This is a genomic window from Streptomyces sp. NPDC102441, assembly GCF_044765585.1.
Taxonomy (GTDB): Bacteria; Actinomycetota; Actinomycetes; order Streptomycetales; family Streptomycetaceae; genus Streptomyces.
In genome coordinates, this window is the sequence record NZ_JBIWKH010000003.1 from 469,241 (window position 1) to 485,021 (window position 15,781).

Annotated in this window: 14 protein-coding genes; all 14 read right to left on the bottom strand. The window is 70.4% G+C overall.

From position 1 onward, the window contains the following. Positions 1–97 precede the first annotated feature (97 nt). Positions 98–1,117 (bottom strand): adenosyl-hopene transferase HpnH, encoded by a 1,020-nt coding sequence (gene hpnH / locus ACIREO_RS08370; RefSeq protein WP_404106598.1) that lies wholly within the window; start codon positions 1,115–1,117, stop codon positions 98–100. Positions 1,118–1,123: 6 nt separating this feature from the next. Then, positions 1,124–1,786 (bottom strand): 1-hydroxy-2-methyl-2-butenyl 4-diphosphate reductase, encoded by a 663-nt coding sequence (locus tag ACIREO_RS08375; protein WP_404106600.1) that lies wholly within the window; start codon positions 1,784–1,786, stop codon positions 1,124–1,126. 4 nt (positions 1,787–1,790) lie between these two features. Further along, complete coding sequence (shc, locus tag ACIREO_RS08380) at positions 1,791–3,785, bottom strand: squalene--hopene cyclase (RefSeq protein WP_404106602.1); 1,995 nt, start codon at positions 3,783–3,785, stop codon at positions 1,791–1,793. Positions 3,786–3,889: 104 nt separating this feature from the next. Next, positions 3,890–4,993: a polyprenyl synthetase family protein gene (locus ACIREO_RS08385; RefSeq protein ID WP_404106604.1), complete on the bottom strand. Its 1,104-nt coding sequence runs from the start codon at positions 4,991–4,993 to the stop codon at positions 3,890–3,892. Then, positions 4,990–6,378 carry a hydroxysqualene dehydroxylase HpnE gene (hpnE, locus tag ACIREO_RS08390; protein ID WP_404106606.1) on the bottom strand — a complete coding sequence of 463 codons (1,389 nt, stop codon included), beginning with the start codon at positions 6,376–6,378 and terminating at the stop codon, positions 4,990–4,992. The genes ACIREO_RS08385 and hpnE overlap by 4 nt, the downstream gene beginning before the upstream one ends. A gap of 88 nt (positions 6,379–6,466) precedes the next feature. Next, complete coding sequence (hpnD, locus tag ACIREO_RS08395) at positions 6,467–7,420, bottom strand: presqualene diphosphate synthase HpnD (protein ID WP_404106608.1); 954 nt, start codon at positions 7,418–7,420, stop codon at positions 6,467–6,469. Next, entirely contained in the window at positions 7,417–8,337 is a 921-nt protein-coding gene (hpnC, locus tag ACIREO_RS08400; protein ID WP_404106609.1) for a squalene synthase HpnC, read from the bottom strand. Before hpnC ends, hpnD begins: the two co-directional genes overlap by 4 nt. Positions 8,338–8,759: 422 nt before the next feature. Further along, the gene (locus ACIREO_RS08405; RefSeq protein ID WP_404106611.1) at positions 8,760–9,545 is read right to left on the bottom strand and encodes an ABC transporter ATP-binding protein; all 786 of its coding nucleotides are present in this window, start codon (positions 9,543–9,545) and stop codon (positions 8,760–8,762) included. After that, positions 9,538–10,467, bottom strand: coding sequence for an ABC transporter permease (locus tag ACIREO_RS08410; protein WP_404106612.1), 930 nt, complete (start codon positions 10,465–10,467; stop codon positions 9,538–9,540). The genes ACIREO_RS08405 and ACIREO_RS08410 overlap by 8 nt, the downstream gene beginning before the upstream one ends. 109 nt (positions 10,468–10,576) lie before the next feature. Further along, positions 10,577–11,449 (bottom strand): glycosyltransferase family 2 protein, encoded by an 873-nt coding sequence (locus ACIREO_RS08415; RefSeq protein ID WP_404106614.1) that lies wholly within the window; start codon positions 11,447–11,449, stop codon positions 10,577–10,579. A gap of 8 nt (positions 11,450–11,457) precedes the next feature. After that, positions 11,458–12,237, bottom strand: coding sequence for a CDP-alcohol phosphatidyltransferase family protein (locus ACIREO_RS08420; RefSeq protein WP_404106616.1), 780 nt, complete (start codon positions 12,235–12,237; stop codon positions 11,458–11,460). Next, the gene (locus tag ACIREO_RS08425) at positions 12,215–13,276 is read right to left on the bottom strand and encodes an iron-containing alcohol dehydrogenase family protein (RefSeq protein ID WP_404106618.1); all 1,062 of its coding nucleotides are present in this window, start codon (positions 13,274–13,276) and stop codon (positions 12,215–12,217) included. The genes ACIREO_RS08420 and ACIREO_RS08425 overlap by 23 nt, the downstream gene beginning before the upstream one ends. Beyond that, entirely contained in the window at positions 13,264–14,001 is a 738-nt protein-coding gene (locus ACIREO_RS08430; RefSeq protein ID WP_404106620.1) for a sugar phosphate nucleotidyltransferase, read from the bottom strand. Before ACIREO_RS08430 ends, ACIREO_RS08425 begins: the two co-directional genes overlap by 13 nt. After that, complete coding sequence (locus tag ACIREO_RS08435) at positions 13,998–15,752, bottom strand: DUF5941 domain-containing protein (protein ID WP_404106621.1); 1,755 nt, start codon at positions 15,750–15,752, stop codon at positions 13,998–14,000. Before ACIREO_RS08435 ends, ACIREO_RS08430 begins: the two co-directional genes overlap by 4 nt. Positions 15,753–15,781: the final 29 nt, after the last annotated feature.

A 15,781-nucleotide genomic window follows, 5' to 3' on the forward strand; every position in this document is an offset into this window, starting at 1 on the left:
GCCCGGCCTGGGTGCGCCGCGAGGGGCGGCGCACCGCGAGAGGCCGGGCCGGCGGCCGGGGAGACCCGGTACGACCGGCTCTCCTTCTGTCATGACGTCACCGGTTCCCGCCGATCGTCTCCCGTGCGGCTCGCAGGGATTCCTTGAGCGATCCCATGGTGGCGAGCACGGCGGTGGGCTCGTAGCCGCAGTGCGCCATGCAGTTGGCGCAGCGTGGGTCCTTGCCCCGGCCGTACTTGTCCCAGTCTGTGTCCTCGATGAGCTCCCGGTAGGTGGGGACGTACCCGTCGCTCATCAGATAGCAGGGCCGCTGCCAGCCGAAGAGCGAGTAGTTGGGGATCGCCCAGGCCGTGCAGGCGAAGTCGGCCTTGCCCTCCAGGAAGTCCAGGAAGAGCGGGGAGTGGTTGAGCCTCCAGCGGCTCCTGTTGCCGCCCGCGAAGGCCTTCTTGAAGAGCTCCCGGGTCTGCTCGACACCCAGGAAGTGCTCCTGGTCGGGAGCCTTCTCGTAGGCGTAGGCGGGCGAGATCATCATCTCGTCGACCTTCATCTCGTCATTGAGGAAGTTCAGCACCTCGATGACGGTCTGCGGGGTGTCGGTGTTGAAGAAGGTGGAGTTGGTCGTGACCCGGAAGCCGCGCCGCTTGGCCTCCTTCATCGCCTCGACCGCTTCGTCGAAGACGCCTTCCTTGGCGACCGACTCGTCGTGCCGTTCGCGCAGACCGTCGATGTGCACGGCAAAGGCGAAGTAGGGCGACGGGGTGAATTTGTCGAGCTTCTTACGCATCAGCATGGCATTGGTGCAGAGGAAGACGTACTTCTTCTTCGCCACCAACTGGCGCACGATCTCATCGATCTGCGGGTGCATCAGCGGCTCGCCACCGGCGATGGAGACCATCGGGGCTCCTGACTCCAGCACCGCCCCGACCGCCTGGGCGACCGGCATGCGCTGCTTGAGCACTCCGGCCGGGTGCTGGATCTTCCCACAGCCCTCGCACGCCAGATTGCAGGCGAACAAGGGCTCCAATTCAACGATCAGCGGGAACTTCTCCCGCTTCCGGAGCTTCTGTTCGATGAGATACGTCGCAACCTTGATGGACTGACGGAGCGGCATGGCCATCTGGGCTCACCTCCTGGGGAGCAGCAAAGATCGGTGCCATTCATGGAAAGCCGGAAGGACAGCACGAAGAACGCGGAATGCCGATATTCCACCGCGGACCGTGCCGATACGGACGAGCTCATGCTCTGGAGCGTCCACGACCACCCGTACGGCGGCAACCGGGCGTACGCCCGTCCGTACGGCGGTGCGGAGGGTGGCGGCGGACTCCATGTCCACCGCGATGGCGCCTGTGGCCCGGAGGGCCGCCCGCTCCGGGCCCCGGACGACATGTCCGGAGCCGTTCAGCGGGCCGGTGTGGACCGTGCGTCCGGGCACCGCCCTGACCAGTGCGTCGACCAGCAGGCCGGTACCCGTGCAGGCCGTGGTCCCACTGGTGTCCCGGGTCTCCTCGGCCACCACGAGGTCCCCCGGGTGCATGCCGGGTTCCAGCCCGGCGCAGAAGCCGGAGGCGATGACCGCGGTGCCTCCGGCGCCGTCCTTCCCCAGGGCGAGCCGGACGGCGCTCTCCGCGGCCCGGGGCCCCATCCCGGACCTGATGATGCTCACAGGGCCGGGGGCCGGGACGCCGCCGCCCCTCCTGCCGGTGCGCAGGGCGAGACGCTCGATGCCGAGCGCGCAGGCGATCAGCAGGGGTGTGGTGGGGCCGGGTGGCTCCTGTGAACCCCCCATCGGCTCAGGCCCCCTTGCCGGGGACGGTGGTGAAGGGGTCGCCGTACACGTACCGGCCGAGCGCCGTGAGGGGGAAGACCTGCCGGTACAGGTGGTAGTTGATGGAGAAGTCCCACGGGAATCCGGTCCCGGTGAAGTGCGGTTCGTCCCAGGAACCGTCCGCCTGCTGGGTTTCCGCCAGCCAGGCGACCCCCCGCTCCACGGACCTGCCCTCCCGCTCCCCCGCGGCCAGGAGGGCGAGAAGCGCCCACGCGGTCTGGGAGGCGGTCGAACTCCCGTGGCCGATCCACTTCTCCTCACGGTAGGACCGCAGGTCCTCGCCCCAGCCTCCGTCGTCGTTCTGGACGGACTTCAGCCAGTCGACGGCCCGCCGCACCGAGGGATGCGCCGCCGGCAGGCCGGCCGCGATCAGGGCGGGCACCACGGAGCCTGTGCCGTAGATGTAGTTGACGCCCCAGCGGCCGAACCACGCGCCGGTCGCCTCCTGTTCGGCGAGCAGCCACTCGATGCCCCGACGGGTACCGGGGTGGTGGGCCTGCCCCTCGATGGCGAGCATCTCCACCACATGTCCGGTGACATCGGCCGACGGCGGGTCGATGACCTCGCCGAAGTCGCAGAACGGCAGCCGGTTGGGGAACGGACTCGTGTTGTCCGCGTCGAAGGCTCCCCAGGCGCCGTTGCGTGACTGCATGCCGAGGTTCCAGCGCACTCCGCGCTCGATGGCCGCCTCGATCCTGGCGGGGTCGGGGTGGCGGACGCGGCGCAGCGCCAGGACCACTTCGGCGGTGTCGTCGATGTCCGGGTAGTTGTCGTTGTGGAATTCGAACGCCCAGCCGCCCGGGGCCAGTTCGGGCTTGCGTACGGACCAGTCGCCGGGCCGCACGATCTCCTCACCGAGCATCCAGTCGGCCGCTCTCACGAGCGCCGGGTGGTCGGGACTCACCCCCGCGTCGGCGAGGGCGATGGTGGCGAGGCAGGTGTCCCAGACCGGGGACTGGCAGGCCTCGATCATGCGGGCGCCGTCCTCACGCCACACGGTGAACCGGTCGAGCGAGGCGAGTCCCGCCCGCATGACCGGGTGGTCGAGGTCGTAGCCGAGCAGATGCAGGGCGATGACGGAGTACACGGCGGGGGGCTGGATGCCGCCCCAGCAGCCGTCGTTCTCCTGGCGTTCGATGATCCAGCGGGCGGCGGCGTTCATGGCGCTGCGCCGCAGCCTGCGCGGCGCCACCTTGTGGTAGACGTGCAGCGCCTTGTCGAGCCGCTGGAAGATGCCGTCCCAACTCGCCGCCGGGGCGGTGGGCTTGGGCGGATTGGGGCACGCCGGGTCGGTGTGCAGCTCGTCCAGGGTGAACGGGGCGGGCCGTACGGGCCGCTTCGCGGACACGATGGTGAGCGGTACGATGGTCTGGCGGGCCCAGCAGCCGAAGTCGTAGATGTTGAGCGGGACCCACTTCGGGAAGAACATCAGCTCGGGCGGGAGCTCCGGCAGGTCGTCCCACTTCCACCAGCCGAAGAGCGCCAGCCAGATCCGGGTGAAGACCCGGGACTCCGCGATGCCCCCCTGCTCCCTGACCCAGCCTGCCGCCCGGATCATGTGGGGGTCGTCCGGCCGGTCTCCGGCCAGCCGTAGCGCGACATACGCCTCGATGGTGGCGGAGAGGTCGGACGGTCCCTCGTAGAAGGTGTTCCAGGTGCCGTCGCCGAGCTGCTCGCCCCGGATGAAACGGGCCGCCGCCTTGACGGTGTCCGGGTCCTGGATTCCGAGGAACTGACGGAGCAGCAGGTCCTCGGCGTCCATGGTGACGTTGGTGGCGAGGTCGCCCTTCCACCAGCCCTGTTCGTCCTGCCTGCCGAGGAGGTGCTCCACCGAGCGTTCCGCGGCCCGCCGCGCGACGGCGAGGATGTCGTCCGCGGCGATGGTTGATTCGGTCGGATCGCTGGCCGAGGCTGCGCGGAGGTTCGCGGCCCCGGTGCTTCCGTCGGTCGTCGCTGTCATGGCTTCCCCTTCGTGCAGTTTGGTCCTCTGCTGTGCTGGGGTCTCCGTCGGCGGGCACCCCGTGGGGCGCCCGCCGGCGACTGCGAGTCATATCTGGATAGTGATCATCTCTTTCGTACGACCACGAAGTCGGCGAGCTCGGTGAGCTGCGCCCGCACTCGTTCCGGCATGTCGACGCCGTGCAGCGCCTCGATGGCTACCGCGTGCTGACGGCGGGCTTCCTGGGCGGTCCACTCGCGGCCGCCCGCCTCCTCGATGAGTGCCGCACGGGCGGCGAACTCCTCTTCGGAGAAGCTGTCGAAGTCGTTGCTCTTCGCGTCGGCGGCGAGCAGCTCGCCCAGGCGCTCCGAGGCGGGACCGTCCGCGGCGAGCGCGGCCACGACGGGCAGGGACTTCTTGCGCTGGCGCAGATCGCTCCAGGTCTGCTTACCCGTGGACTCCGGGTCGCCCCAGATCCCGAGCAGGTCGTCGACCGCCTGGAAGGCGAGGCCGAGGTGGTAGCCGTACGCCTCCAGGACGTCGGCGGTCCGGTCGTCGGCGCCGCCGAGCACCGCGCCGATGGAGACGGCGCAGGCGAGCAGCGCGCCCGTCTTGTTGCCCTCCATCTCCAGGCACTCCTCGACGGTGACCCGCTCGCGGTGCTCGTAGGAGATGTCCTGGGCCTGACCGTCGATCAGCTTGCGGCTGGCCGTGGTCAGACGGCGGGCGGCACGGCCGGCCTCGACGGTGCCGAGCTCCAGCAGGACCTCGTTGGCCAGCGCGAAGAGCGCGTCGCCGACGAGGATCGCCTGGGCGGGGCCGTGCACCTTCCATACGGTGTCACGGTGCCGGCGCTGCTCGTCGCCGTCCATCAGGTCGTCGTGCAGCAGCGAGAAGTTGTGCACGAGTTCGACGGCTACGGCTCCGGGGATGCCGGCCTCCGCCGGGGCGCCGGCCGCTTCCGCGGACAGCAGGGCCAGTGCGGGACGCACGGCCTTGCCTCCGTCGCCGTCGGCCGGCCGGCCCTGGGCATCGATCCAGCCGAAGTGATAGGCCGCGACGGTGTCCATGGGCGGCGCCAGCCGGTCCACGGCAGCTCGCAGCACCGGCGCTGACAGGGCCCTTCCGCGCTCCAGAAGCGCGGTGACGTCCGTGGTGTCCGCCACGGTGTCGTAAGCCGGATTCGCCGGGGTCACAGACTCTCCTCTTGTTCCGGTGGTACTGCTCATGCCGCCTCCTGCAGCGGATGTTCTTGTGGCCGGCCGAGGGCCTGGAGTGCGGCGTCAGCGGCACTGAAGCCACTGCGGACGGCGCCCTCCATCGTGGCGGGCCAGCCGGTGGCGGTCCATGCTCCCGCCAGGTGCAGCCCGGGGACGCGGGTGTGCGTGCCCGGCCGCAGTCGGCCGACGCCCGGCGCGGGTGCGAAGGTCGCGGTGCGTTCCCGGGTGACGAAGAAGTCGCGGATCCCGGCCCCTCGCGCCGCCGGGAGGAGCCGTTCGAGCTCGGGCACGTAACGCTTGCGCAGTTCGGCGACGGGCAGGTCGATCTCGTCCTGCGCCGCGGACTGGGACACCGCGAGGTACTGCCCGGCGCCCTGGAGTCCGGAGGACGCCGTGCGGTCGAAGACCCACTGCACGGGTGAGCCGAGCGCCGCGAAGAACGGTTTGCGCAGCACCTTGCGGTCGTAGACGACGTGCACGTTGAGGATCGGCGCGTCGGTGAGTTCGAGCAGCCGGCCGGGGTCGTCGAGCGCTCCGTCGGGCAGCAGCCGGTGTGTCTCCCCCTGCGGCACGGCGAGGACGACGGTGTCCGCCTCGAACCGTTCGCCGTCGGTCCCGACGGCCCAGCGGCCGTCCTCGGCGCGGGTGAGGGACCCTGCCCGGGTGCGCACGTGGATCCTCACGCCCGCTGATTCGAGGGCCTTGCGGGCGAGAGTGTCGTGGAGGTCGCCGAGCGGCACGGCGGCCCAGCCGATGTCGGCGGCACCCGGTTCGGAGAGGAGCCCGGTCTTGAAGACCATCGCGGCCAGCGCCAGGGAGGCGTTCGGTGCGGTGGCGTTGAGCGTGGCGACGCCGACGAGGTCCCAGAGTGCCTCGATGGCGCGGCTCGACTGCCCCTGGCGGCGGAGCCAGGTGGCGAAGTCGACGCCGTCGAGCGCGGGGTCGGCGAGGTCGAGACGGCCCAGCGCCAGTGCGGCGCGGGCGACCTGGGCCTTTTCCGCGAGCGAGAGGTGCGGGTAGGCGGCGAGACCGCCGGCGAGGTGCAGCGGCACGGGCAGCCCGGTGCGGCGCAGCCGTCCGAGCCTCGGCCCCGCGGGCCGGCCCACGTCGAGCACGGGCACGTCGAGTCGGTCCTGCAGCGGGGCGAGGTGGGCCCCTTCGATCCGGTCCAGGAACCAGCGGTAGGCCGTGCAGCAGCGCAGGTAGACGTGCTGGCCGTTGTCGACGGACAGGTCGCCGCGCCGGAAGGAGAAGGCGAGTCCGCCGAGCCGGGGGCGGCCTTCGAGCAGGGTCACGTCAAGCCCCGCGTCCGCGAGACGGAGCGCCGAGGTGACGCCGGCGAGGCCGCCGCCGATGACCACCGCCCGGGAGGTCCGTGGGCTCCGGCCTGTCATGCCTGCTCCCTTCGCCGCGTCGTCGCAGACAGGGACGCACCGCGGAGCCGGGGGGTTGCCCGCCCCCGGGGTCGGATCGGACCCCTCATCAGACCCTCCCCCTGGCCGTCCGCCGTGAGATGTACCGCGCGTCGAGACCCGACAGGCCGCGCACCGCAACGTACGCCTTCTCGTGGCCCGGCAGCGAGACCCTGCCACGCAGGACCGCCTCGGGATCGCGTTCGATCCGGTCCAGGAGCCGGCGGTAGATGCCGGCCATGGCGGCGACACAGGCACCGCTGCGCCGGTCCAGCATGGGCAGCAGCCGGTAGCCCTCGGCGAAGAGCGCCCGGGCGCGCCGGACCTCGAAGTGCACGAGGCCGGCGAAGTCGGAACCGGGGGGCGGGGTGGCCCGGTGGAATCCGGCGGAGCAGCCGAACTTGGCGAGGTCGTCGGCGGGCAGGTACGTGCGCCCGTTGCCGGCGTCCTCGCGGACGTCACGCAGGATGTTGGTGAGCTGGAGCGCGAGACCGAGGGTGTCGGCGTACTCGGCGGCCCGTTCGGCGCCGGGGGCGCCCGCTTCCGTCCCGAAAACGCCCAGACTGAGGCGCCCGATGGCACCCGCGACACACCGGCAGTACGTCTTCAGGTCGTCCCAGGTCTCGTACGTCGCGCCCCGCACGTCCATCAGCACGCCGTCGATGAGTTCGTCGAGTCCTTCGAGCGGCAGCGGGAACCGGTGCGCGGCGTCGGCCAGCGCGACCGCGACGGGGTCGGTGTCGTCCTCGTCGACGGCCTCGTCCCGGATCCGGCCGAGCAGTCCCCGGGTCTCCTCCAGCCGGGTGCGCTTCGTCTCCGGGTCCAGCTCGCCGTCGCCGATGTCGTCGACCCGACGGGAGAAGGCGTACAACGCCGACATGGCCTGCCGCTTCTCGTACGGCAGCAGTCGGATGCCGTACGCGAAATTGCGGGCCTGCTGTCCGGTCACGGCCTCGCAGTAGCTGTATGCGGCCTGTACCGGTGCCGACATGTACGTCGTCTGTCCCTCCACGGTCCGGCTCACCCCTCTCTTTGCGCTCTTCGCAGGACGTCTCCCACCTCGCGCAGCAGTCTGGGCGCGGTGGGCTTGGGCGGTCCGGACAGTACGTCGAAACCGGCGGCCTGGACCGCGCCGAGGGCGGCCCGTCCTCCGCCTACGAATCCGGCGAGCAGCAGCTTGAGCCGGCCGTGGACGCTGCCCACCAGGGGGACACCCTCGTCCAGCAGGTCACGGGCGCGCTCCGCCTCGAACGCGATCAGGGAACGCACCGCCGCGCCTGCCGACGGTGCGGCCAGGTCCTGTTCGCCGACGTGGAGACGGGCCATGTCCTCGGCGGGAAGATAGATCCGGTCGCGGCCGAGGTCCTCGGCGACGTCCTGGAGGTGCTCGGTGATCTGCAGCGCGGTGCAGACGGCGTCGGAGCGGCGGATCCGTTCGGGGCTCGCGGTGCCGGTGATCTGCAGGACGAGGCGGCCGACGGGGTTCGCGGAGAGCTCGCAGTAGGCCAGCAGGTCCCCGTAGGTCTCGTAGCGGCGGATCTTCTGGTCCTGGCGGTTGGCCTCGACGAGCCCGAGGAAGGGTTCGGGGGTGAGAGCGCAGCGCCGCACCGTGGGGCGCAGGGCACGCATCAGGGGGTGGCGCGGGCCGTCCCCCTGGGGCCGGAAGACGCGGTGGAGATCGGCTTCGAGGGCGTCCAGCGCGGCGAGCCGGTCCTCGCTCTGTCCGGGTTCGAGGCCGAGGTGGCGGGCGTCGGCACCGCCTGGAGCCAGATCGCCGTCACCGATGTCGTCGACGAGGCGGGCGAATCCGTAGACGGCCATCAGATCGTCGCGCCAGGCGCGGGGCAGGAAGAAGGGGGCCACGGGGAAGTTCTCGTCCGCGGCCTTGTCGAGCGTGGCGGTGGCGGCGGCGTCGGCGCGCGCCTGCTGCGTACGGGTCACTGCGCACCACCCGACGCGGGGACGGCGAAACCACGTCGGAGCTGGAGATTTTCCATCATTGCCGTCATATCTCCCGTTCTACACTGCCGACCCAAAACATCCCTTTTCGGACACGCCGCTCGTCCGGCCGAGTGCGACACGCACACAACGGGCGATGCGCGGGGGCGTATCACCCCACATAGCCGCGAATCAGCACCGTCACAGCTTACGTTGTACAGCTCACAGGGCTGCGCCGGGGTACAGCGCGTCCTCGTGCAACACATCGGCCGCCGTCAACCTTCCCCGGATCGGAGACAATTGACGTCATCCGCCGGGAGGAGATCCACCGAGGCGCCTACCACCCCTGCGGGCGCTCTCCTTCACGGCCCGCACACCGCAGAGCCCCCGCCACTGTGCTCCGGCAGGGGCCTCACACGCGTCGGTTACTTGCCCGTCTCCTGCTCGTAGGCCTTCAGCACCTCTTCGGTTGGGCCGTCCATGAGGAGCTCGCCCCTCTCCAGCCACAGCACCCGGTCGCAGGTGTCCCTGATGGTCTTGTTGTTGTGGCTGACCAGGAAGACGGTGCCCGCCTCCTTCCGCAGCTCGCGGATGCGTTCCTCGGAACGGACCCGGAACTTGCGGTCACCGGTGGCCAGCGCCTCGTCGATCATGAGGACGTCGTGGTTCTTGGCGGCCGCGATCGAGAAGCGCAGCCTGGCCGCCATGCCGGACGAGTAGGTCCGCATGGGCAGCGTGATGAAGTCGCCCTTCTCGTTGATCCCGGAGAATTCCACGATGTCGTCGTAGCGCGCGCGGATCTCCTCACGGCTCATGCCCATCGCGAGGCCACCGAGTACGACGTTGCGCTCACCGGTCAGATCACTCATCAGAGCCGCGTTGACACCGAGCAGCGACGGCTGGCCGTCGGTGTACACCTTGCCGTGCTCGGTCGGCAGCAGACCGGCGATGGCCCGCAGCAGGGTGGACTTCCCCGAACCGTTGGTGCCGATGAGCCCGATGGCCTGGCCGCGGTACGCGGTGAAGGAGACGCCCCGCACCGCGTGCACCTTGCGCACACCGCGCGGTTCGCCCTTGCCCCGTCGCATGATCCGGCTCAGTGCCGCGGTGGCGCTGCCCTTGCCGCCACCCGTGCCGTTGACGCGGTACACGATGTGCACGTCGTCCGCGATCACTGTGGGGATGTGTCCCTGGGACGTTTCCTCAGCCACGGCCGTACCGTTCCTCTGCCTTCCAGAAGTACACGAAGCCCACGGCGCCCACGACGAGCGCCCAGGCGAGACCGACGGCCCAGACGTGCTGCGGCAGGTTCTCGGAGCCGTAGCCGTCGATCAGGGCGAAGCGGACCAGGTCCATGTAGATGGCCGCCGGGTTGTACTGCAGCACGTCGGCGATCCACTGCGGCTTGTCCTCCAGCATCACGGGGATGGAGAACATGACGCCCGAGCCGTACATCCACGTACGCATGACGAACGGCATCAGCTGGGCGAGGTCGGGGGTCTTGCTGCCCAGCCGGGCCATGACGAGCGCGAGGCCGGTGTTGAAGAGGAACTGCATGGCCAGCGCCGGGATCACGAGCAGCCAGGAGAGGGCCGGGTAGCTGCCGAAGCCCACCGCCACGGCCACCAGCACGATCATCGAGTACATCAGCTGCTGGAGCTGCTGGAGCGAGAACGAGACCGGCAGCGACGCGCGGGGGAAGTGCAGCGCCCGGACCAGGCCGAGGTTGCCCGCGATGGAGCGGACCCCCGCCATGACCGAACTCTGGGTGAAGGTGAAGACGAAGACCCCGGTCACCAGGAACGGGATGAAGACCTCCTGGCTCATCCCCCTGTTGGTGCCCAGGATCAGGCCGAAGATCAGGAAGTAGACCAGGGCGTTCAGCAGCGGTGTGGCCACCTGCCACAGCTGGCCGAGCTTGGCCTGGCTGTACTGCGCGGTCAGCTTCGCCCTCGAGAACGCCAGGATGAAATGCCGGCGTCCCCAGAGCTGTCGGATGTACGCGAACAGCCCTGGCCGGGCGCCGCTCACCGTCAAGCCGTACTTGTCGGCCAGCTGGGACGCGCTCAGTCCCTCGTCGGCGGACGGCGGGCTGCTCAGCGCAATCCCGCCGTCATGGGTCGTGTCACTCACAGTTAAGAACTCTCGTCTTCACAATGCGCAGCCGGTCGCGGGCGCGGCCGAGGCGGACAGGATCCCCCGTACGGAATGAATACGGTTCATGGTCTCAGAGGAGAGCCTCTCAGATCACCGGTGGCCGGCCCAGTCTGGTCAGCCGCCATACCGTACGCCACCTCATGGGGCGCCGGGGTCCGCAGGGCGTCGTCCAGCCTTCCCGGAAACCGCCGAACCATGCCTTGAGGGCAGGCAGGGAGGGCCTGCGGACCAGGGTGAGGAGCAGCCAGACCCCCACGTAGAGGGGAACCAGCGGTGCGGGCAGGTTCCGGCGGGCGAGCCAGACCCGGTTGCGCGCCACCATGCGGTGGTAGACAGCGTGCCGCGAGGGGGCCGTGGTGGGGTGGTTGAGCACCATGTCCGCGCGGTACTCGATCATCCAGCCGGCGTCCAGGGCCCGCCAGGCGAGGTCGGTCTCCTCGTGCGCGTAGAAGAACTCGCCGGGGAGCGGGCCGGCCTCGGCGATCACCTGGCTGCGCACCGCGTTCGCGCCGCCGAGGAACGTCGTGACGCGGGACGAGCGCATCGGGTCGGAGGCACGCAGCCGTGGCACGTGCCGCCGCTGGGTGACACCGGTGTCCGGGTCGGCGATGCGGAAGGTGACGATGCCGAGCTTCGGGTCCGCCTCGAACGCCTGACGGCAGAGCTCGGCGGTGTCGGTGTTCGGCAGATGCCCGTCGTCGTCGAGGAAGAGCAGGGCGTCCACATCGGCTCCGGACGGGCCGAACGCCTCGATGCCGACGTTGCGGCCGCCCGGGATCCCCAGGTTCTCGGGCAGCTCGACGGTCCGCACACCCGGGGGGACGTCGGGGACCGGGGCACCGTTGCCGACGACGACCACCTCGATCCGGTCGCCGTCCTGCTTGGCGACCGAGTCGAGAAGGGCACGCAGTTCGTCGGGGCGGTTGCCCATGGTGATGATGACCGCGCCGAGTTTCATGGGTGAGCTCACTTCAGCCGGCTGGAGGCCAGGATCGACACCAGGTGCAGGAGGGTCTGGAGAACGGCGATGCCCGCCAGGACCGCGACGGCGAGACGGCTGAAGAAGAGGTCGTCCCTGACCACGTCGAGGACGGCCGCCACCAGGACGACGAACGACGCCTCGATGCCGAGGATCAGCCGGTGGAACTTGAGCGCGCCGGCCGCGCGGCGGGCGAACGCCATACCGGAGGAACGGGGCTCGGACGCGGCCTCCTTGACGGGCGGCAGCCCGCCCTGGTGGCGTGCGACACCGACGAGGTCGGTCTCCGCCTTGATCATGATGGCGCCGAGCGCGGCGAGCGTGCCCAGGAAGGCCCACAGCCAGTCGATGCGCCCAGGACCCCACAGGTCGGCGGCACGCAGGCCGAAGCCGACCAGCACGGCCGCGTCGCACAGATAGGCGGCCACCCGGTCCAGGTAGACCCCGCCCAGGGAGTACTGCTTCTTCCAGCGGGCCACTTCGCCGTCGACGCAGTCGAACAGCAGGTAGAGCTGGACCGCGAGGACACCCAGCAGGGCCCCCGGAATGCCGGGGACCAGCAGGGCCGGCGCCGCGAGCACACCGGCGACGGTCATCACGTAGGTCAGCTGGTTGGGCGTGACCTTGGTGTTGACGAGGTGCCGGTCGATGCGCAGGGAGATCTCGCGCATGTAGAGCCGGCCCGCCCAGTGCTCGCCACTGCGCCGGTCCTTCACGCCCGGCGGGTGCACGACCGGACGGAGTTCAGCTATGGATGGCTTTTGCATAGTCGGCGTACGCGTCCCTGATCTGCTCGGTGGAAAAGTTGAGGTGTTCCAGGATCGTGAAGCGTCCCGGGCGCGTCTGCGGGGCGTAGTCGACGGCCCGCACGAACTCTTCGGCGGTGAAGCCGATCTCGTCGGGCAGCACCGGCAGTCCGTGGCGCCTCAGCACGGACGCCATGTGCAGCGACTCCTCGTGCGCGCCCCGCAGGTGCATCGCGAAGCAGGCGCCGAGGCCGACCTGCTCGCCGTGGCTGGCCGCGCGCTTCGGGTACAGCAGGTCGAAGGCGTGGTTGATCTCGTGGCAGGCGCCCGACGCGGGCCGGGAGTCCCCGGCGATCGACATCGAGATGCCGGTCAGGACGAGCCCCTCGGCGAGCACCTTGAGGAAGGCGTCGTCGCCGATACCGCCGGGGTGGCGCAGCACGGCCTCGCCGGCCTGTCTGGCCATGGCGGCCGCGAGCCCGTCGATGTCCTCGCCCTTGACCTCGTGTGCGAGCTCCCAGTCGGCGACGCACGAGATGTTGGAGACGGCGTCGCCGATGCCCGAGCGCACATAGCGTGCGGGGGCCTCACGGATCACGTCGAGGTCGATGACCACGGCGATCGGGGTGGGGACCCCGTAGGAGCCTCGTCCGTTGTCGTTGTCCAGGGTCGCGACCGGTGAGCAGAGCCCGTCGTGGGAGAGGTTCGTCGCGACGGCGACCATGGGCATGCCCACACGCGCCGCGGCGTACTTCGCCACGTCGATGATCTTGCCGCCGCCGAGGCCGACCACCGCGTCGTAGCGGTTGCCCTTGATGCCGTCGGCGAGCCGCACAGCGGAGTCGATCGTGCCGTCGGCGACCGGGTACCAGTCGGCACCCGGCAGCACCGGGGCGAGCCTCTCGCGCAGAGCGCGCCCGGAACCCCCGCTGATCGCGATGGCGAGCTTGCCCGAGGCGGAGATCCGCTGGTCGGCGAGGAGACCGGCCAGATCGTCCATCGCGCCGCGCCGGATGTCGACGACGACCGGGGACGGAATGAGGCGGGTCAGTACAGGCACGCGATCTCCCTGCCCCTGGCGAGATCGTCGTGGTTGTCGATCTCCACCCAGGTCACCTCGCCGATGGGTGCGACGTCGACCGTGAAGCCTCGGTTCACGAGCTCCTGGTAGCCGTCCTCGTAGTAGAGGTCGGGGTCGCGCTCGAAGGTGGTCCTCAGCGCGTCGGCGAGCTCCTCGGCCGCCTCGGGCTCGATCAGCGTGACGCCGATGTACTCGCCGGTCGCGGTGGCCGGGTCCATCAGCTTGGTGATCCGCCGGACGCCCTTGCCGTCCTCGGTGATGACCTTCATCTCCTCGTCGGCGAGGGTCTTCACCGTGTCGAGGGCGAGAATGATCTTCTGGCCCTTGCCGCGCGCGTCCAGGAGCGTCTTCTCGACGGAGACCGGGTGCACGGTGTCGCCGTTGGCGAGGATGACGCCCTTCTTCAGGACCTCACGCGCGCACCAGAGGGAGTAGGCGTTGTTCCACTCCTCGGCCTTGTCGTTGTCGATGAGCGTCAGCGTCACGCCGTACTTCGCCTCGAACTCGGCCTTGCGGGCGTAGACCGCCTCCTTGCGGTAGCCGACGACGACCGCGACCTCGGTGAGTCCGACCTCGGCGAAGTTGGCCAGAGTCAGGTCAAGAACCGTCTTCTCGCCGTCCACCGGCACCAGAGCCTTGGGCAGCGTGTCCGTGTAAGGACGCAGACGGCGTCCGGCACCGGCAGCCAGTACGAGGCCGATCATGCGAGTTCTCCTTCGTCGTGTACGGCGGGGGCCGAGGAGGACACCCAGAAGCGGATGGACTCCACGAGCACCACCAGGGCCACGGCGGCCGCGAGCGCGGTGAGAGCCGTGGTGAATCCTGAACCGGAGGTCAGCACGGCGGCGAGTACGGCCACGACCAGGGTCCGGCCCTCGTGTCCGCCGATGGTGCGCACAAGCCACTGGGGCGGTGCTCCGGTGCCGCCCCGGATGCGGTAGACCGTGTCGTAGTGATGGTAGGCGACGGCCGAAACCAGGCCGAATGCCGCGGGAACGGCGTGCGGTACGTCACTGCGGGCGGCCAGCACCAGGACCGTGCAGTACTCGGCTGCCCGGAAGACCGGAGGGACGAGCCAGTCGAGCGCGCCCTTCAGCGGCCGCGAGACGGCGAGACCGGAGAGGACCGCGTAGACCACTGCGGCGCCTACGGTGAGCCAGCCGCCGTACGGGGCGAACAGTGCCGCGGCGACCATCACCAGCCCGCCGGCGAACGCCAGGAGCGGGGCGGTGAAACCGCCGCCCGGACGTCGGAGCACGGCGGCGACGGCCTGGGCGAGCGGACCGGAGTCGGCCAGGTCGGCCAGTGCCCGGGCGGCGCGGTCGGTGCGCCGCGCCTTGCGGGTCAGCGAGCGCAGCAGCCGGCCGGCCGTGGTGTAGCAGGCGGCCAGGGCGCAGCCGATGAGCAGGGCGTAGAAGACGATCCGGGGCGTGGTCACGGCGGTGAGCACGGCGATCATGGCCCAGCGTTCGCCGATGGGCAGGACTATCATCCGCCGCAGCCAGACCGTCCAGCCGACGCTGTCGAGCTTGTCGGAGAGCGCGGCGGTGGGGCTCGTGTTGGAGACCGCGTCGTGGTTGGCCTCGTTGAACGAGAAGTCGACGACATGGCGGCAGGCCTGGAGCACCATCGCGCCGAGCGCGAGGACCCAGACGTCATCGCCGCCTCGGGCGGCGCCGAGGGCGAGGCCTGCGTAGTACGCGTACTCCTTGGCCCGGTCGAAGGTGGCGTCCAGCCATGCGCCCATCGTCGAGTACTGGAGCGAGTAGCGGGCGAGCTGCCCGTCGGTGCAGTCCAGGACGAAGGAGAAGAGCAGGAGCAGTCCGGCCGCGATGTAACCGCCGCGGGTGCCGGTCGCCGCGCTGCCGGCCGCGATGAGCGCGGTGATCAGCGAGGCGGTGGTGACCTGGTTCGGGGTGAGGCCCCGGCGGGCGCACCAGCGGGCGATGTAGCGGGAGTACGGGCTGATGAAGAACGTGGTGAAGAAGCCGTCGTGGGCCTTGACCGCGCTGCGCAGCCGTACGGCTTCGTCGTCGACGGCGGACACGGCGGTCTGCGCGGTGCTCCGCTCCTCGGGTCCTGTGGGCACGGCGGCCGTGAGGGAGCCGAGCTCGGGACGCTGCACGGCGGTGCCCTCGGCGTCCAGCGCCACGGCAAGCCGGCCGGGCACGGTGCGGTCCTCGGTGACGGGTTCGGCACCGGAGGGCGCGACGGGGCTGCCGGCACCGACGGCGACGACGGCCCGCCGCAGGGCGCGGAGGAGCGCGGGGCGTGCCTCGGGCTGCGCGGTGAGCGCACCGGGGATGGACGCGGCGGCGAAGCGGGGGTCGGTGAGTCCGAGCCTGAGCGCGTGGACGTGGCCGACGAAGCGGGGGTCCACGAGCGCGACGCGCCTGCTCGCGGGGACCACGGCGAGCAGCTCGGCGGCCTCGGAGGCGTCGGCTGCGGCAGTCACGTCGAAGCCGAGCGACCGCAGATCGTCCT